The sequence below is a fragment of the Dactylosporangium thailandense genome, from assembly GCF_059739745.1.
This window is the reverse complement of record NZ_AP029195.1, coordinates 2,051,319-2,069,891: the sequence shown is the minus strand read 5'-3', so window position 1 is coordinate 2,069,891 and position 18,573 is coordinate 2,051,319. Positions and strand designations below refer to the sequence as shown.

13 protein-coding genes are annotated in these 18,573 nt (G+C 72.5%); 4 read left to right on the top strand and 9 right to left on the bottom strand.

Annotated elements, in window-relative coordinates; translation table 11 throughout:
* Positions 1–42 precede the first annotated feature (42 nt).
* The 6 genes from AC6JBM_RS09045 to AC6JBM_RS09020 form a co-directional block, all read right to left on the bottom strand.
* On the bottom strand, positions 43–504 hold the full coding sequence (locus tag AC6JBM_RS09045; RefSeq protein WP_497983138.1) for a hypothetical protein: 462 nt from the start codon (positions 502–504) through the stop codon (positions 43–45).
* Positions 501–4,787 carry a CHAT domain-containing protein gene (locus AC6JBM_RS09040; protein WP_497983137.1) on the bottom strand — a complete coding sequence of 1,429 codons (4,287 nt, stop codon included), beginning with the start codon at positions 4,785–4,787 and terminating at the stop codon, positions 501–503. Before AC6JBM_RS09040 ends, AC6JBM_RS09045 begins: the two co-directional genes overlap by 4 nt.
* 24 nt (positions 4,788–4,811) lie before the next feature.
* Positions 4,812–5,801, bottom strand: a complete 990-nt coding sequence (locus AC6JBM_RS09035; protein WP_497983136.1) for a hypothetical protein — start codon at positions 5,799–5,801, stop codon at positions 4,812–4,814.
* A gap of 4 nt (positions 5,802–5,805) precedes the next feature.
* On the bottom strand, positions 5,806–6,309 hold the full coding sequence (locus AC6JBM_RS09030) for a dihydrofolate reductase family protein (RefSeq protein WP_497983135.1): 504 nt from the start codon (positions 6,307–6,309) through the stop codon (positions 5,806–5,808).
* Between the two features lie 43 nt (positions 6,310–6,352).
* Positions 6,353–7,705, bottom strand: a complete 1,353-nt coding sequence (locus AC6JBM_RS09025) for an alpha,alpha-trehalose-phosphate synthase (UDP-forming) (RefSeq protein ID WP_497983134.1) — start codon at positions 7,703–7,705, stop codon at positions 6,353–6,355.
* Between the two features lie 125 nt (positions 7,706–7,830).
* Positions 7,831–9,855 carry a glycoside hydrolase family 6 protein gene (locus AC6JBM_RS09020; RefSeq protein ID WP_497983133.1) on the bottom strand — a complete coding sequence of 675 codons (2,025 nt, stop codon included), beginning with the start codon at positions 9,853–9,855 and terminating at the stop codon, positions 7,831–7,833.
* A 611-nt stretch (positions 9,856–10,466) separates the two neighbouring features.
* Between AC6JBM_RS09020 and AC6JBM_RS09015 the strand changes: the two genes are divergently transcribed.
* Entirely contained in the window at positions 10,467–12,881 is a 2,415-nt protein-coding gene (locus tag AC6JBM_RS09015) for a glycoside hydrolase family 32 protein (protein WP_497983132.1), read from the top strand.
* A 21-nt stretch (positions 12,882–12,902) separates the two neighbouring features.
* On the opposite strand, the gene AC6JBM_RS09010 is transcribed toward AC6JBM_RS09015, so the two are convergent.
* The 3 genes from AC6JBM_RS09010 to AC6JBM_RS09000 form a co-directional block, all read right to left on the bottom strand.
* A complete protein-coding gene (locus AC6JBM_RS09010) occupies positions 12,903–13,139 on the bottom strand; it encodes a hypothetical protein (protein WP_497983131.1) in 237 nt (78 codons plus the stop codon).
* A gap of 82 nt (positions 13,140–13,221) precedes the next feature.
* Positions 13,222–14,160, bottom strand: coding sequence for a YhfZ family protein (locus AC6JBM_RS09005; RefSeq protein ID WP_497983130.1), 939 nt, complete (start codon positions 14,158–14,160; stop codon positions 13,222–13,224).
* On the bottom strand, positions 14,157–15,581 hold the full coding sequence (locus tag AC6JBM_RS09000) for an FAD-binding oxidoreductase (RefSeq protein ID WP_497983129.1): 1,425 nt from the start codon (positions 15,579–15,581) through the stop codon (positions 14,157–14,159). Before AC6JBM_RS09000 ends, AC6JBM_RS09005 begins: the two co-directional genes overlap by 4 nt.
* Before the next feature lie 166 nt (positions 15,582–15,747).
* Between AC6JBM_RS09000 and AC6JBM_RS08995 the strand changes: the two genes are divergently transcribed.
* From AC6JBM_RS08995 to AC6JBM_RS08985, 3 genes are read left to right on the top strand one after another with little or no spacing between them, the layout of a single operon-like run.
* Positions 15,748–16,515: an ATP-binding cassette domain-containing protein gene (locus tag AC6JBM_RS08995; RefSeq protein ID WP_497983128.1), complete on the top strand. Its 768-nt coding sequence runs from the start codon at positions 15,748–15,750 to the stop codon at positions 16,513–16,515.
* Positions 16,512–17,531 (top strand): ABC transporter permease, encoded by a 1,020-nt coding sequence (locus AC6JBM_RS08990; RefSeq protein ID WP_497983127.1) that lies wholly within the window; start codon positions 16,512–16,514, stop codon positions 17,529–17,531. The genes AC6JBM_RS08995 and AC6JBM_RS08990 overlap by 4 nt, the downstream gene beginning before the upstream one ends.
* 24 nt (positions 17,532–17,555) lie before the next feature.
* Positions 17,556–18,548, top strand: a complete 993-nt coding sequence (locus tag AC6JBM_RS08985; RefSeq protein ID WP_497983126.1) for an ABC transporter substrate-binding protein — start codon at positions 17,556–17,558, stop codon at positions 18,546–18,548.
* The last annotated feature ends 25 nt before the right edge of the window (positions 18,549–18,573 follow it).

The window sequence follows — 18,573 nt, the reverse complement described above, 5'->3', positions numbered from 1 at the left end:
CCACACCCCCTACGCTGTCCTAGGAAACTAGGTCATAGCCCGCTACGGACGGTTCTGCCGGTAGTAGCTGAGCAGCTTGGCGACGAGGGCGGCCAGCGTGGAGTCGCGCATCGCGTGCTTGCGGATGTGCAGCTTCCAGCGGCCGTCCCTGTCGCGGGTGAGGTCGACGTCGGTCTGCAGGACGGCCACGACCAGCGCACCGACGAGCAGGCCGGTGGGGTCGAACCGGGTGTTGCCGGCCGGGATCGCGGCGGCCGCGGAGAGCGCGGGCGTGCCCTCCGGCGTGGTGGCGAGGTAGGCGAGCGCGGCGCGCGCGAGGTCGCCGTCGGTGACCGCGTCCCCGAAGTCGGCGGTGACGTCGGCGGCGGCCTCGCCGAGGCGGTCGGCGGTCCGGCGCTGGTGGGCGAGGTCCGGCAGCGCGCTGGCGTAGTCGGCGACGAGCGCGAGCAGCCGCACGGCGTCGATGTCGGGCAGGGCGGTCAGATCCGGCAGGGATGCGGTCACGTGGTCTCCTCGGCGTTGCGGGCGGCGTCGTTGAGGCGTTCGAGCACGGCGGCGGCGATGCGGGTGTCGGTCGGGTCCAGTCCGGCCAGGAGCTGTCGCGGGTCCCGGGCACCGGCGATGATGCGGTGCAGGACGCCGGCGAGGGAAGCCCATTCGTTGCGGGCGGCCAGTTCGTCGAGGAATCCGGCGATGCCGCCGCCGGCGGTCCCGTCGCCGCTCGCGGCGGCGGCCACGGCGGCGATGATGGCCGGCCACGGCTCGACGGTGGCCGGATCGGTGCCGGCGGGCGGGATGCTGACGGGGCGCAGGGTGATCCGGCCGGCGAGCGCGTCCAAGGCCCGGGTGGCGATGGCGGTGTCGATCGGGTCGAGCCCGGGCAGCAGCCGGTCGGGATCGCGCTCGCCGCCGAGGATCCGGCGCAGCACCGCGGCCAGGGACGCCCAGTCCTCGCTCCGCGCGAGCCCGGCGAGGATCGCGTCGATGGTCGCGGCGGCGTTCTGGTCACCGCGGACGGCGGCGACCAGGAGGGCGAGCTCCGGCTCCCACTCGTTGCGATGACGCTGCACGTCGTAGGCGTCGTCGGCCGGCAGGGTGCGGGCGGCGTCGAGCACGGTGGCGAGTGCGTGCGCGGCGATGCCGGAGTCACTCGTGAGCGCGGCCGTCAGGGCGGCGAACCGGGCGCCCTCGACCCGTTCGACGGTGAGCGCCAGGTCCGCGATGGTGGCCGGGACCGCCGCGCCGGGATGTTCCCGCATCTCGCGAGCCAGCGCCCGCACCGTGCCGGTGAACCCGTGGTTCTGCCCGATCAGATGGCGAATGGTAGCGGCCGCGATCCAGTGCGCGATCCGGTCGGCCGGATCGGCACCGGCGCGGACCAGGTAGCCGGCCAGGTTGTTGTGCGACATGGCGATCGCGTCGGGGAACGGGCTGGCGTACGTGAGACGGAGGGCGGCGTGCTCGAGCTCGACCGCCTGATCGTGGCGGCCGCGCCGGTTCGCCAGGTCGGCCCGGCCGCCGAAGACCCGGGCCAGGCCGACGATGTCCTGGTAGTCCTCGAAGACCTGCTGGCAGGACGTCAGCAGCAGTTCCGCCTCGTCCAACCGGCCCAGCCGGATCAGCGACGAGTACTCGTTGAACCTGACGACGGTGACCGCGTGGTCGCCGGCGCCCCGGGCCCGCATGCTCGCGAGCTGGTCGGCGCTGAAGTCCAGCGCCTCCTGCCAGTGCCCCAGCGAGGCGGCGGCCGCGACGCCGAGGTTGAGCAGGCCCTCCCGCACCGTGAACGGGTTGACGGTCTCGTTCGCGCCCTTCTGCTCCGGGAGCCGGGCCATGTCGGCGACGAGGCGGCGGGCCTCGGCGAGCACCTCCTCCGGCTGGCCCATCAGATACGCGATCTGCAACCGCTGCCCCTGGACCGACAGCCGGGTCCACGGCCCCAGCCCGGCCCGCTCGGCGATCTCCACCTTGCGGTCGGCGAGCTCGAGCGCCTCCTGCAGCCGCCCGGAGTCGCGCAGCAGGTTGACCAGCTCCCCCGCGATGGCGCTGGCGGTTCGATGGTCCTCGGCCGCGACCGCCCGCTCCAGCCCGGCCCGCACCAGCCGCTCACCCGCCGCGGCGTCGATGCGGCCGGTCGCGCGGCCCAGCGTGGCGATGTCGTCCGGTGCCCCGGTGGCGTCCGCGACGCGGCGCAGGTAGGCGACCGCCACCTGCGCGACGCCGGCCGTCTCGTCGCGCATCAGGGCCAGTTCCACCACCCAGGCGGCGGTGTCCCAGTCGGCGAGCCGGAGCAGGTACGGGGCGGCGGCGAGCCCGGCCCGCACCACGGTCGCGGTGTCCTCGCCGCCCTCCCGTCCGATCTGCGCGCGGATCAGCCCGGTCCAGAAGCCGGAGAGCACGGTGTCGACGGCGGTGCGGACCCCGGCCGGGGTCAGCGCCCGCACCGTCTCCGCGACACCGGGATGCAGCCCGTATCGCCACCCCACCCGGTCGGCCCCGCCGGGGGGCGGGGCGAGCTCGCGCTGCTCGACCAGCGCCGCGGCCAGCAGCGGGGCGGCCGCGACGCCGAAGTCCCCGCCGGGGCCGGCGAGCCCCAGCATCTGGCGCAGCCCGGCCCACGCGAGGTCGGCCAGGATCAGCAGCCGGTCGTCCTCTTCCATGCCGGCCAGCAGCTGCAGGAGCAACCGGGCGTCGTCGGGCAGGGTCTGCATGGCGCTGGTGGTCCACGAGGCGAGCACCCGCGTGAAGCCGCTGTCGTCCAGGGTGGACTCGCCCCGGGCGAAGAACGCCGCGAGCGGCTGCCCTCCGGCCGCGTCCTCGGCCGCTTCCAGGTGCGCGACCAGCGTCGCCTCGTCCGCCGCCGCGCGGTCCGCCAGCTCCAGCAGCTTGGGATGGCCCTGGACCAGCTGCAGCACCCGCCGGACCCGGCCGCGGTCCGCGTCGACCTGGACCGGGCTCGCGCGTTGCGGGCCGGGCTCGGCGTGCAGCAGCCGCCGCAGGTTCGGCAGCTCCCGGGCCAGCAGCACCGTCTCGTCGCGGGACAGGGCGTGCACCGGCTCCACCAGCATCCCGGACAGTCCCGCGGGCACGACGCGGCTGGTCAGCACCAGCCGCGAGAGGCCGCCGTGCCCGGACAGCACCTCGATCAGGTCCGCCCAGCGCGGGTCGCGCCACCCACCGTCCGGCGTCAGCAACGTCTCGAGGTTGTCCAGGACGACCAGGAGCCCGTTGGTGCGCAGCAGCGCCCGCAGCTGGGGCAGGAACCGGGCCAGGCCGTCCGCGGTGCCGACCTTGTCCACCATCGCGAACCCGCGCTCGGCAAGCTGGTTCTCCAGTGCCAGGGCGAGGCTGGTCAGGGCGGTGGGCCACTCCTCGTCCCGCAGCGGCGCCCGCCACCACACCGGCTGGTCGAAACGATCCTGATGCCGGTACGCCACCTCCAGCGCGCACCACGTCTTGCCCCCGCCGGCCATCCCGTGGAACAGCACCCCGCCGCGGTCGCTGTCGCTGGCCAGCGACCGGCTGGCCCGCGCCATCGGGCCCGTGCGGCCGACGAACCGTTCCGGCTCGTCCGGGAACGCCGCCATCCGCACCTCGGCCGGGTCGAGCGGCGGGCGGCCACGCGGCGGCGCCAGGAGCAATCCGCCGGCCGGGCCGAGCAGCGTCGGGGTCGCGATCGACAGCGCCGGCCGCGCCGGGGACGCCTCCGTTCCCGCCGCCACCGGCAGCGCTCGCCGCAGCGCCGCGTCCACCGCGAGATCCAGGTCGAACAGGCCCTCGTACAACGACGACGTCAAGGCGATCGCGAAGTCGTCCACCACCGGATACCGCATCGCCACCACCGCGCACCCGACCCGGCTGGCCACCATCCGCGCCAGGCCCGTCACCACCTCGGCCCCGTCCGCCTCCGCGTCCGCCGTCGCCTGCGCCGCGTCGGCCGCCTCGTCCAGCCGCAGCCATCGCAGGGTCTCCGCCGTCGACGCCGCGGCCGACTGGCAGGCGGACAGCACGACCAGCCGCAGCCGGCCCCGCGCCGCGGCCAGAACCTTCACCAGGTCCCCGGCCTCCACCGGGTCGGCGCCCCCGTCCGCCGTTTCGAGCAGCACCATCCCGGAGCCGCCGTGCCCGGACAGGTGCACCACGTCCGGGCCGCCGCCCGCGGCCACCCGCCGCTCGAGCAGCTCCCGGGTCACCCCGTACTGCAGCACCTCCAGCTCGACCATCCGCCGCGACCGAGCCGCCAGCGCCCGCACCTGCTGCACCAGCTCGTACCGCTCCCGCCGCAGCGCCAGCGCCGTGCTCTGCGTCGGCAGGCTGAACACCGCCACCATCCGCAGCCGATCCGCCCCGGCCGCACGGGCGACCGGCGGGCCGCCGACGTCGAAGACCAGGCTCACGTCACCGCGCCGCGCCAGCGGCACACCACCCACGTGCGCCAGCTCCAGCGGCGCGTACACCAGGAAATCGGCCTCGGCCGGCACGCGCACCCGCACGGTCACCGGCGCCGCGGCGAGGATCCGGGCCGCGATCGACGGTCCGAGGACCCGCTCGCCGATCCACGCGCCCAGCCGGTCGACGAGCGCCGCCTCCGACTCGACCCGCCGGTCGGGCTCCGCGTTCCACCGCAGGAACCGCGGCAGGTCCCGGAACGCCTCGACCTCGCGGCCGTCCCGCTCCTCGAAGCTCACCGTGTGGTCGGCCAGCGGGGTGCGGGTCGCCTCGTCGGACAGCAGCCACCGCCACCGCGACCGGCCCGTCACGGTCACGGCCTCCAGCAGCAGTCCCACGCCCCGAACCCCCATTCAGCCGCGTCACCGGAACCGACGGTAATGGCCCGGACACCGGAACGGCACCGCCGAACGGACAGCCGCGGTCAGAGCGACTGGTCGATCTCCGCGGCCAGCCCGGCACTGCCCTGGCGCAGGGCCGTGCCCGACGGCGTCGTGAAGAGCAGGCGGTGGCAGCCGTCCAGCTCGGCGTACACCTCGCCGCCGACGCCGTCCGGGGCGCAACAGCGCGAAGCGGCTCGCGTGCGCGGGGCACGGCACCGCCGGGCCGGCCGCCAGCAGCTCCGCGCGCAGGGCGGTCCAGCGGGCCTCGGGCAGCAGGCCGCCCCGGGCGAAGTCGCCGGCCGGCTTGCCGCTGCCCTGCTCCGACGCCGGCACGGTGTACACGCACAGCCGCACCGGGCCCCGCGGCGCGTCCGGCGCGCCGGTCGGCGAGGCCGAGTCGGCCGCGACCGCGCCGGCCATGTCGCTCCACCCCTGCTCGCACCCGCTCTTCGCCGCGGCCGAGGACTTCATCTCGCCCAGCACCGTCGTGCGGACCGTCGTCAGGGTCAGGTGCTCCAGCGCGTCGCGCACCTCGATGCGGGGCTTGCCGCACGCGTCCGCGGCCACGCCCGGGCGCAGCCAGCGGCCGGTCGCGTCGAGGACCGCGAACCAGACCACGCCGACGAGGCTCAGGTCGCAGGCCCCGGCGGTCCGCGGCGCGCTCGGCAGGCTCAGGGCCGCGGTCAGGGCGGCGCCGCCGGAGCCGCGGCGTTCGCGGCGCACCTGGTCCTCGCCGCCGTCGTCGCGGGTCTGCGGGCCGTCCGCGCAGACGACCACCTCGGCGGGGACGAAGCCGGTGGGGAGCCGGGGCAGGCCGAGCGCATCCGTGGGGTCGCCCTCACCGGCCGGGCACGCCACCCAGGCCGGGTGAATCTCGGGCGGCGCGGCCGGCGGTGCCGGGGCGGCCGGCGGGCGGGCGCAGGCGGCGAGCACGAGCAGGGCGACGGCGAGGACGGCAGCGCTTCGCATGGCCCTACGACGCGGCGGGCGCTCCCGCGGTTCCCGGGCGGTAGTCGAGCAGGACCAGGCGGCCGTCGAGCACCCGGGACTCGGCGAGCTCGTAGCCCACGCGGGGCAGCTCGATGTGCTCGCGGCCGTCGGCGCCCATGGTCACCGGGAACACCATCAGCCGCAGGTGGTCCACCAGGCCCGCCGCCAGGAGCCCGGCCACCAGCCGCAGGCTGCCGATGGTGCGGATCGGGCCGTCCGAGCCGGCCTTGAACGCGGTGACCGCCCGGGCCAGGTCGCCGCTGAGCAGCCGCGCGGAGCCGGCGGAGGTGAGCGTGTTGGAGTAGACCGCGGCGGCCAGGTCCGGGAAGGCCTCGTAGGTGTTGCGGCCCATGAGGATCCGATCCTGGCCCGCCGAGGCGATCCAGGCCTGCAGATCCGGGCCGTCGTAGCCGAAGAAGGCCTCGGTGTTGTCGCCGGCCGCGTAGCCGTCGGCGCTCACGAACAGGTCGCAGGTCAGCTCAGCCACGCCCACAGCCTAGCCTCGGCGCCCGGCCCCGGCGCGGCGTGACTCACCCGAGTGTCTCGAGGAACGCGCGGGCCCACCGGTCGACGTCGTGCGCCTGCACGTGCTCGCGCATCCGGCGCATCCGCCCGGCCAGGTCCGCGGGGCCGGCCGCGATCGCCGCGGCGATGCCGCGCTTGAGGTCGTCGACGTCGTACGGGTTCACCGAGAACGCGCCGCCGGACGCCTCGCTCAGCTCCGAGTGGGCGCCGGTGAACTCGCTGAGCACCAGCGCGCCGCCCTCGTCCCGGCGGGCGGCCACGTACTCCTTGGCCACCAGGTTCATCCCGTCGCGCAGCGGGGTGACGAGCATGATGTCGGCGGCGAGATAGAGCGCGACCAGCTCGGCCCGGGTCCGCGTCTGGAACAGGTAGTGCAGCGGCACCCGGCCGACGTCGCCGAACTCCCCGTTGATCCGGCCCACCTCGCGCTCGACCCGCTCGCGCAGCTGCCGGTACTGCTCGACCCGCATCCGGCTCGGGGTGGCGACCTGCACCAGGACGGCCTCGTCGTTGGTGATGGTGCCGTCGGCGAGCAGCTCGCCGTAGGCCTCGATGCGCTGGTCGATGCCCTTGGTGTAGTCGAGCCGGTCGACGCCGAGCAGCAACAGCCGGCGGTCGCCGCCGAGGTCCTTGCGCAGCCGCCGGGCATCGTCCTGGACGGCGGGGTCGGCCGCCAGCGTCTCGATCTCGGCCACGTCGATCGAGATCGGGAACGCCCGGGCCGTGACCGTGCGCCCCTCGTACTCCACCCGCTCACCATCCGGGTGCAGCCCGAGCAGCTGCGCGGTGAGGCGCAGGAAGTTCTGCGCGGCGAGCGGCTGCTGAAAGCCCACCAGGTCCGCCCCGAGCATCCCGCGCAGGAACTCGGCCCGCCGCGGCAGCTGCATGAACAGCTCGACCGGCGGGAAGGGGATGTGCAGGAAGAACCCGATACGCAGGTCGGGCCGCAGCTCGCGCAGCATCCCGGGCACGAGCAACAGCTGGTAGTCGTGCACCCAGACCGTCGCCCCCTTCGCCGAGGCGGCCGCGGCGGCCTCGGCGAAGCGCCGGTTGACCTGCTCGTACGCCACCCGCCAGGCCCGCCGGTGCACGGGCGGCTCGACGCTGTCGTGGAACAGCGGCCAGATCGTCGAGTTGGACTGCCCCTCGTAGTACCGGTCCACGTCGTCGCCGCTGAGCTCGACGGGGTGAATGCGCACGCCCTCGTGCTCGAACGGCTCGGGCCGCTCGTCGGGCTCACCGGTCCAGCCCACCCAGGCCCCGCCCGAGCTGCGGGCGATCGGCTGCAGGGCGCTGACCAGGCCACCGGGGCTCGCGTCCACCGGCAGCCGATTGGCCACCACCACGAAAGGCGTCACGACTGCCCCTGTACCGCACGATCGCCCGCTGAAACGTCCGCACACGGGCGGAGGGCCCCCGGGTGACCGGGAGCCCTCCTGGACGTGCGATGGAGCCGTGTGGCGTTTCGTGACGCCGCGGCCGGCTAGAGCGCCGGGTACGCGTTCTGCATCAGCTGCTGGAACTGCGCGGAGAACCACGCACCGGAGACCGGGGCGTTCGGCAGCGCGCCGCTCAGGCTGTTGCCGTTGCGACCGTTACCCGTGTAGGTCGGGTCGCACATGCGGTCGAAGCCCTTGCCACCCGGGTTGTTCGGGCCGGTCGGGACCAGCGAGCTGGAGCCGTCGGACTCGCCCGGGGGCTTGATCCACACGTAGGCGTCGATGCCGGCGGCCGGGGTCGCCCGCGGACGCTCGCCGAGACCCGCACCGCTCTGGTTGCACCAGTTACCGGCGTGGATGCGCCGGTCGATGCGGGAGGCGTCGACGTAGGTGTTGATGTCGGTCGAGGTGCTCGCCGCGGTCGGCCGGGCCGAGCCGCCCCAGCCGTTGCGGGAGGTGTCGATCAGCATGCCGATGTTCGAGTTGAAGCCCTGCGAGACCAGCTGGTTGCGGAAGGCCTGCGCGAAGGTCAGCTCGTCGGTGTACTGGTTCCAGTCCACCCACTTCGACTGGCGGATGTTCTGGCCGCCGACCGTGGTCGTCGGCTGCACCCACGGCTCGGACAGGGCCGAGTAGTTCGCCGTGTTGGTGATGAAGCCGTCGACCGTGTTGACGCCACCGACAGCACCCTTGGCGGTGCTGGCGAACAGCGCGGCCGAGGGGTTGAAGTTGCTGTCCCAGCCGATCCAGCCGTGGTGCGCGGCGTCGATGTAGTTGTAGGTGTTCGTGCCCGCGGCGTGCAGCTTGCTCAGGGCGTACTGGATGCCCGTCACGTAGTTGCCGTTGGCCTTCATCGTCGCGCAGGCCGCCGTGGCACCGGCCTGGCCGTCCGCGTTGGTCACGAGGTTCGGCAGCGAGTCGATCTCGATGATGTTGATGATGCGGATGCCCGCGTACTTCGGGTTCGCCTCGATCGCGGCGATCGGGTCGATGTACTCGGTCTTGTAGCGGTCGATCTCGGTCGGGCCGAGCTCGCCGTTGGAGGCCAGCGCCGCGCAGTCACGGCCGGGCAGGTCGTAGATCACGAACTGCGCCGCCGTCGCGCCCTGGGCGATCGCGTTGTCCAGGTGCTTGGCCATGCTGGTGGTGTAGCCCGAGCCCGTCGGCGCCGTGATGGCGGCGATGGAGTCCAGCCAGACACCGGTGGGCTGGTTGGAGATCCGGCTGCCGCCGGACTCCGCGGCGGCCTTGGCCGACCAGTCCGGGTTCACGTAGACCTTGGCGCCCACGTAGGGGTTGTCCACGTGGGTGCCGTTGTTGCCGCCCCCGGTGGTCACGCTGATCGCCGCCGAGGAGCTGGTGGCGGTCTGGTTGGCCGCGGTGTACGCCTTCGCGCTCACCGTGTAGTTGCCGGCCGCGACGTTCGTCCAGCTGTAGGTGTACGGCGCGCTGGTGTCGGTGCCCAGCAGCGTCGTGCCGTTGTAGAACTCGACCTTGCTGATGGTGCTGCCGGTGACGCTCGCGTTGGCGGCCAGGCTGACCGTGGCCGGCGCGGTGAACGTCGAGCCGGTGGTCGGGCTGGTCAGCGTCACGCTCGGGATGCCGCTGGGGTTCGACGGCGAGGTCGACGGGGACGGCGACTGCGACGACGGGCCGCCGGTGGTGCCGCCCGTGCAGGCGGTGCCGTTGACCGTGAAGTTGGTCCCGGCCGGGTTGCTGCCGCTCCACGCACCCGTGAAGCCGAACGAGATCACGCCGTTGGTGGCGACGCTCCCGTTGTAGCTCAGGCTGGTGGCGTTGACGTGCACACCGGACTGGGTCTTGTTGGCGTTCCAGATCTGGGTGATCGTCTGCGAGCTGTTGCCGAAGTCCCAGCCGACGTTCCAGCTGGTGAGCGCGTCACCGAGGTTGGTGACGTCGACCTGGGCCTGGAACCCGCCCGGCCATGAGCCCACGATCGTGTACTTGGCCGAACACCCGGCGGCCGCGAACGCCTGATTGGCGACCACGACGGTACCGGCGGTCGCCACGACGGCGGCGGCCGATATGAGGGCGATCTTGCGCCTCATCGACTCTCCTAACATTGACGGGTCGGAATCGAGGTGCGATTACCGTCCGTACCGTCCCGGGACCGCGTCAAGGTGATCGTCGGCGAGGACCGCGTTTACCTCGTAAGTGCCTGGTAGCGGGCCTGAAACTTACGCCGGAAAGATCCGCCGGGACGCCCGGGAGGGGTGGCGGCGTGGAGCCCTCGGAAGATCAGCTTTCGCCAGAACGCCCGTCTCCCCACGTGAGGGCTCCACGTGGCTGAGGATGCTGCCACGAATCGCGGGACCCGGAAATGTCGATCAAGCCCGCCGCGGGACGGTCTCCGGGACTTTGGAGATCCATCGATGGCTGACAACGGCTCTCCCAGTCGAAGCGCTTCCGGGCCCAAGCACGAGGGCCATGAAAGTTACGCAGCGCTGTCCCGGGGCCGTCCCGCGGGCGCCCAGACGCCGGCGCCGGGGGCGGGCCGGCCGCTCTTCGCGCCGAACATATTGACCGCCGTCGCAGTAAGGCGAAGACTGACAACGTTGACGTCCCAGTCCGCGGCTTATGACCGCGGCTCCAGCGGGCCGGTTTTGACAACGTTGTCAAAGCACGGTTCGCGATTCCGGCCGCCACCGGGAGGGCCATCATGAGAAGACGCCTGCTGTCCTGTGCCGCCGGGCTGCTGCTGGCCGTGGCCGCGCTCGTCGCGCTGCCGCCCGCCGCCGCCTCCGCCGGCACCGTCGCCGACTATCCCGAGTTCCCCTATCCGGCCACCGCGTACGACGAGCCGCTGCGCGGCCAGTTCCATTTCAGCCCGCGCGCCGGCTGGATGAACGACCCGAACGGCATGGTCTACTACCGCGGCACCTACCACCTGTTCTTCCAGCACAATCCGCACGGCCTGGCCTGGGACACCATGCACTGGGGCCACGCCACGAGCCCCGACATGGTCCACTGGACCCAGCGCCCGATCGCCCTCGAGCCCGGCGTGCACCCCGGCGACCTGTGGTCCGGCAACGGTGTCGTCGACACCGCGAACGTCACCGGGCTCAAGAGCGGCGACGACGACCCGATCCTCGTGTTCGCGGGCACCGACGGCGTCACCGTGCACTACAGCACCGACGGCGCCCGGACGTTCCAGAGCTTCGACCACGGGCGCAAGGTCGTCGTGCCGGGCGGGACGAGCCGCGATCCGCACGTGTTCTGGCACGCCGCCTCGAACCGGTGGGTGATGGTGGTCTGGAACGACGGCGGGGGCAACGGAGCCTCGTTCTACACCTCGCCGAACCTGCTGGACTGGACCTTCGCGAGCCGCTTCCCGGCCGGCTGGTTCTTCGAGTGCCCGGACATGTTCCCGCTGGCCGTGGACGGCAACCCGGCGAACCAGAAATGGGTGCTCACCGACGCCTCGGGCGAGTACGTGATCGGCAGCTTCGACGGCACGACGTTCCGCTCCGACTGGTCGTCGCCGCAGCGGATGGACATGGGCGCGAACACCGCCGACGGCACGTTCTACGCGGGGCAGACCTTCACCGGGGTCCCCGACGGGCGGCGCATCCAGATGAGCTGGCAGCCCGGCAACCACGGCAGCACCTGGACCGGCGACCAGACCTTCCCGGCGCAGCTGGCGCTCAAGACGTTCCCCGAGGGCGTGCGCCTGACCCGCAACCCGATCGGCGAGATCTCCACCCTGCGCTCCGGCGGCGTGTCCTACGCGAACCGGGCCGTCGGCGCGGGCAGCCCGCTCACGGTCGCGACCGCGGACACCTACGAGGTGACCGCCGAGTTCGACGTCAACGGCGCCACCGCGAGCGCGTTCGGCCTGCGGCTGCACACCCGCGCCGACGGCTCCTACGACCGGTCCGTCGGCTACGACCGGGCGGCGCAGACGTTGTACGGCCGGGCCCTGTCGCCCGTGAACGGCCGGGTGAAGATGCGCGTGCTGGTCGACCGCGGGCAGCTGGAGGTGTTCGGCAACGACGGCCGGCTCTCGGTCAGCGACAACGTCGGCTTCAACTCCGCGCCGACGAGCCAGGGCATCCAGGTGTACGCCGAGGGCGGCACCGTCAACCTGGTGTCCCTGCAGTTCTACCGCCTGGGCAGGGCCTGGGGCACCGCCGAGTCCACACTGGACAGCAACCTGGCCGGCCCCTGGAGCGCCGCCGGCGGCACGTGGACCGACACCGCCGGCGGCAAACAGGGCACCGCGGCGGGCGACGCGTTCTACCTCAGCGGTACGACCGCCGCCGACTTCACCTACGAGGGCGACATCAAGATCGTCAGCGGAACCGCCGCCGCCCTGACGTTCCGCGCCAGCGCCGACGGCACCCAGCACTACACCGCGAACATCGACACCACCGGCGTGGTCAAGCTGTGGCGCCCGGGCCGCGAGATCGCCACCTACGCGACCCCGATCGCGACGGGCCGCTTCTACCACCTCAAGGTCGTGACGACGGGTTCGCGGATCCGCGTGTACCTCGACCACGGCGCCGCTCCCGTGATCGACGCCACGGACACGACGTACACCTCCGGGCGCCTGGGCCTGAACGTCTTCCACGGCACCGCGGTCCTGGCCGGCCCGACCCTGAACGGCGTGGGCCTGCGCACCAACCTGGCCGGCCCCTGGCACCCGGCCGCGGGCACCTGGACCGTGCCGGCCACCGGCCTGAAGGGCAACGCCGCCGGCGACGCCTTCTACCTCAGCGCCTCGACGGCCGCGGACCTGACGTACGAGGGCGACGTGCGGGTCGTCAACGGCGTGGCCGCGGCCCTGACCTTCCGCGCGAGCGCCGACGGCACCCAGCACTACACCGCGAACGTCGACACCGGCGGCCTGGTGAAGCTGTGGCGCCCCGGGCGCGACATCGCCGTCTACGCGACCCCGATCCTGGAGGGCCGCACGTACCACCTCAAGGTCGTCGCCCGCGGGCCGAGCATCGCCGTGTACCTCAACGGCACGAAGGTGATCGACGCCTCGGACGCCACGTTCGGCTCGGGCTCCGTGGGCGTGAACACCTACAACGGCACCGCCACGTTCCAGAACCTCACCCTGTCCGCGTAGCGGGCGCTCGGCCCGGCGCCGTCAGGTCCTCGGGCGGACCGGGCGGCCCGGGCGGCCGAGGCGCAGCAGGGCACCGAGGGCGATCGCCAGCGGCGCGGTGGCGAGCGGCCCGCTGAGGTCGCGACCGGTGGTGGCGAGCGTCGTGGTGCCGCTCGCACCGGCGGCCGTGACCGTGACGGCCAGTTGCATGCTGCGCGTGGTGCCGTCGGGGGCGACGCCGAGGGCGACGACGTCGTGCCCGCCGGTGGCGACGGCCAATTCCCGGGTGACCTTCAACGAGATCCACGCGCATGCCAGTAGTCCGGCTGAGCCGGCCACCTTCATCTGACTCGCGGAGCATTCAGTGCAGGCGCAAGCTTCCGAGGTAGCCGTCGCTCGCGGCGGCCTTGAGCATCTTGTTCTGCCTGGCGGCGACGTCGGGCGGCCGCACGTGGCGGAGCAGGGCGTTGACGCCGGGGTCGAGGCTGCGGGTCACGATCGCCGCGGGTGAGATCTGGCGGACCACCTCACGGCCGGCCGTCGTGGTGAGCGGGCCGAGCCGCAGCCCAGCGAGCTCCGGCGGGATCACCGTCGGCATGGAGTGCCAGACGGCTGCGTCCACGTCGCCGGCCAGGACGGCCGCCGGTGCGAGGACGAACGGGCACTCGACGTATTCGGGCTGCCGATCGCGGAACTCGGCCTCGCTGAGCCGCTGGTGGTCGTACGAGTTGCGGTCGATGCCCACCCGCAGCGGTGTGCGCGGCGCGCGGGTGGCGTGCTCGACGACGACGAGCGAGCCGTTGGAGTAGAAGGTCCCCGGGCCGAGGTCGAGGCCGGTCAGGCCTGGCAGGTTCTCCCGGTGCCGGGCCAGCGCGCCGGCCGACGTGACGGTGGCGTGGACCCGCTCGTGGTAGACGTCCTCGAGCCGGGTGAGCGCGCCGGGCCGGAAGCTGACGACGACGGAGACGCCCACCGCGTGCAGGGCGTCCTGGAGGACGTCGAGGATGCCCTGTTGCTCCAGCGGCCCCTGCGGCGGCAGGACCATGCGGAAGTTGCCGAGCCCGGCCGTGTTCCACAGCTGCCCGACGTCGCGGCTGACCACGACGGTGCCCTGGTGCCCGCGGGCGGTCAGTGTGACCGCACCGGTGTCCTGCAGGGTGCGCAGCGCCTTGACCACGGTGCCGGTGCCGGCGCCGGTGCTGGCCTGCATCTCCTGCACGGTCGGGATGCGCTGGCCGACCTCCCGGGTCAGCAGTAACCGGGCGACGTAGGCGCGGACGTCGGGTTTCGAGGACGTCAAGGCCGCGGTCCGAATCCGAGTTTGCCGGGGTTGAGCAGCTGCGCGCGGTCGAGGCTCTCCTTCAGCCTGCGCAGCACCGGGAAGCCGGTGCCGAGCGACTCCTCGACCCAGGCCTGGCGGGCCAGGCCACCGCCGTGGTGGTGGGAGATTTCGCCGTCGTGCGCGACGACGACCTTCATGGCGCGCGCCCAGATCTCCTGCAGCCGGCTCAGCGCGGTCTCGTCGTCGGGCGCACGGCCGAGCAGGATGACGTACAGCGACGATCCCTGCTCGTAGACGTGGGAGAAGTGCCCGAGGACCTCGCCGGCCAGAGGCGCCAGCTCGTGCTTCAGTTCGGCGTACATCGGCGCGAGACGACTCCAGACGTTGGCCACCTCGACCGTCTCCGCGTATCCGCCGTGCTCGGCGAGCAGGCGCTCCACGGTGGAGAAGTCGAAGCGGCGCTCGAGCCAGGCGTCGACCGGTGCCGCCCCCATGCTCGTCCCTCCCAGCGACTCGACGATCGTCGTAGCAGCGGCGTGCTCGGCGACGGCGACGGCGGTCATGCCTTCATGCCCAAGGAACAATACCGGTCCGGCGGCCGGCATGCCGGGCACCGCGTGTGCCGCCTCGTCCCGATCGTAGAAACGGACCAGGAACGGCCGAAGGCCCGCCTGGCTGATGTGTCGCATTGCCGCCAGCCCGGCCTCGACGTCCGGCAGCGTGAACGCCTCGACGATCCGGTGCTCGGGCAGCGCGTACACCTTGAGCGTGACCCGGGTGACGATGCCCAGGGTGCCCTCGGAGCCGATGAAGAGCTGCTTGAGATCGGGTCCGGTGGCGGAGCGCGGGCGCTGGCCGAGGTCCGTGACTGTCCCGTCGGCGAGCACCACCTGACAGCCCACGAGCAGCTGCTCGATGCCGCCGTAGCGGGAGGAGAACTGGCCGGTGGCACGGGTGGCGACCCAGCCGCCGACGGTAGAGCGGCCGAGCGACTGCGGGAAGTGGTTCAGCGTGCGGCCGCGCTCGTTGAGCCAGGCCTCGAGGTCGCTGCCGCGCAGCCCGGCTGCGACCGTCACCGTCCGGTCGGTCTCGTTGAGCTCCGGCTCGGTGACGTACCCGGACAGATCCAGCACGATGCCGCCGCGCACCGGCAGCGGCTGGCCGGTCACCGAGGACCCCAGGCCCCACGCGGTGACCGGTGTGCCGGTCGCGGCGGCGATGCGCAGCGTCTCGACGACGTCGGACAGGCCGCGGGCGAGCACCACGGCGTCCGGCCGGTACGGATGGCGGCCGAGCTTCGCCCAGACCGTCGCGACCGGCCAGGTGTCGTGGCTGCGGGCATCGAGATCGGCGTCGTCGATGCGGACCGCGTCGGGGCCGAGTGACCGGCGCAGCGCGTCGATCACTGGGGAAAGGGGGTGGCTCGATGGGTCGGACATGCGCTCACTCAATCCTCAAAAAACTGAACTGTCAAGGACTGGGCGAGGTGCAATCTCGTGCTTGACACGCTCCGATCATCGCTCCTAGCCTCGGCTCAACAAACAGATTTCTGAATTTTCGCCGATGGTCCGACGGCCCGGCTCCCAGACGGGAAGGTGAGAAGCGGTGACAGCAACCCCACTGCTCGAGGCACGCGGGATCAGGAAACGGTTCGGCGCCGTGGAGGCGCTGCGCGGCGCCAGCTTCTCGGTGAACGCGGGCGAGGTGGTGGCGCTGATGGGAGACAACGGGGCCGGCAAGAGCACGCTGGTCAAGACGATCTGCGGCGTGCACGCACCCGACGAGGGCGAGATCTTGTTCCGCGGCCGGTCCATCGCCGGGCTCACACCGAGCCAGATCCACGGCCTCGGCATCGAGACCGTGTACCAGGACCTCGCGCTGGCCCCGGACCTGGACACCGCGGCCAACCTCTTCCTCGGCCGCGAAGAGCTCGCCCGGGGCTTGCTCGGCCGGCTCGGCGTGCTCGCCAAGCGCCGCATGGCCGACCGGACCCGCGAGGTGCTCGCCGAGCTCAAGGTGAACATCAAGGACCCGGCGGCGCCCGTTGCCACGCTTTCCGGGGGTCAGCAGCAGAGCGTCGCGGTGGCCCGGGCGGTCACGTGGGCCGACCAGCTGGTGCTCATGGACGAGCCGACGGCGGCGCTCGGGGTGCCGCAGACCCGCGCCGTGCTCGACCTGATCCGCCAGGTCCGCGACTCCGGCCGAGGCGTGGTGCTGATCAGCCACAGCCTGCCCGACGTGATGGCCGTCTCCGACCGCATCGAGGTACTCCGGCTCGGGCGGCGCGTCGCGCGGCTCGTCACCAGGGACACCAACGAGCAGCAGGTCGTCGCCGCGATGACCGGCGCCTTCACGAGCGAGGACGCAGCATGACCACGACGGGCACCACAACCGAGGCGCCGGCCGGATCGCCGGTCCGCGGCCGCGGCCGCCGGCTGCTGCTCGGCTCGGCCACGGACATCACCGCGATCCTGCTGGTCATCGTGGTCATCTTCGGCGCTCTCAACCCGGGCGCGTTCCTGACCAGCGCCAACCTCATCAACGTGCTGATCAACGCGTCCCTGCTGATCGTGATGGCGGCCGGCGCGACATTCGTCCTGGTCGCCGGCGGCGTCGACCTGTCGGTCGGCTCGGTGCTCGTCTTCTCCGGCGTCATCGCGGGCAAGGTCATGGTCGCGATGGGCCCGCACGGCTGGGCCGCGAGCATCGTCGGCATCGCCGTCTCGCTGCTCGCCGGCGCGGTCTGGGGCGCGATCAACGGCATCGTCATCACCAAGCTGCGGGTACCGCCGCTGATCGCCACCCTCGGCTCGTTCGGCGCCGCGCAGGGCCTGGCCCAGATCGTCACGGACGGCAACGATCTCAAGGACATCCCCAACGAGCTCATCGACACCCTCGGCGTCGGCCGGCTCCTAGGGCTGCCCTGGCTGGTCATCGTGGCGCTGCTCATGGCACTGGCCGGCGGCGGCATTCTCGCCTTCACGCGGTACGGCCGGCGCACCTACGCGATCGGCTCGAACCTCGAGGCCGCCCGCCGCGCCGGCATCAACGTCGACCGCCACCTCATCAGCGTCTACGCCCTGGCCGGCCTGCTGTCCGGCCTCGCCGGAATCATGAGCTACGCCGAGTTCGGCTCCACCACGCTCAGTGGGCACAGCACCGACAACCTCGCGGTGATCGCCGCGGTCGTCATCGGCGGCACCAGCCTCTTCGGCGGCATCGGCACGATGTGGGGAACCCTGGTCGGCACCATGATCCCCGCCGTCCTCGCCAACGGCCTGGTCATCGTCGGCCTCAACTCTTTCTGGCGGGACTTCACCGTCGGCGTCGTGCTGGTCGTCGCGGTCTACCTCGACCAACTCCGCCGCCGCTCCCGCACCAAACGCTAGCCCCTCGGTCGAAAGGACACCCCCATGCGTATGCTTCGATGGAGCGCAACCGCCGCCGCGGCACTGCTCCTGACCTCCCTGGCCGCCTGCGGAGCCGACTCCGGCAACGGCGGCGGCGACGGCAAGACCGGCGCCTTCAAGATCGCGCTGATCCCCGGCGTCGCCAACGACGCCTACTACGGTTCAGTCGCCTGCGGCGTCCAGGCCGCGGCCAAGGCCACCGGCTCCACCGTCGACGTGCAGGCGCCCAAGACGTTCAGCCCGACCGACCAGATCCCGATCCTGCAGGCGGTCATCGCCAAGAAGCCGGACGTCATCATCATCGCGCCGACCGACAGCAAGGCCCTCTACGCGCCGCTCAAGCAGGCCACCGCGCAGGGCATCAAGGTGGTCCTGGTCGACACCACGCTGGAGGACCCGTCGATCGCCGAGGCGGAGGTCAGCTCCGACAACATCGAGGCCGGCAAGACCGCCGCCGCGAAGCTGATCGAGCTGCTCGGCGGCAAGTCCGGCTCGGTGCTCACGGTGAACCTCTCGGCCGGGGTCACCACCACGGACGACCGGTTCAAGGGCTTCGCCGAGGGCCTGAAGGCCGCGCCCGCGCTCAAGGACCTCGGCCAGCAGTACTCCAACAACAGTGTGCAGACCGCGTCCTCGATCGTCTCCTCGACCGTCGCCGCGCACCCCGACCTGGTCGGCATCTTCTCCACCGCCGCGTTCAACACCGAGGGCGCGGTCGCGGCGCTGCGGGCGAGAAACGACAACAACGTCACCATCGTCGGCTTCGACGCCAACCCGCCCGGCGTCAAGCAGATCCAGGACGGTGAGGTCGCGGCGCAGGTCGTGCTCAAGCCGTACGACGAAGGTGTGAGCGCCGGCGAACAGGCGATCAACGCGCTCACCGGCAAGCCCGTCACCAAGAAGATCTCGACCGGCGCGGTCGTGGCGACCAAGGACAACCTCAACTCGCCTGAGGTGCAGAAGTACCTCTACAGCTTCACCTGCCCCGCGGCGTGAGCACCCTGCCCGGGCGGCCGGAGCC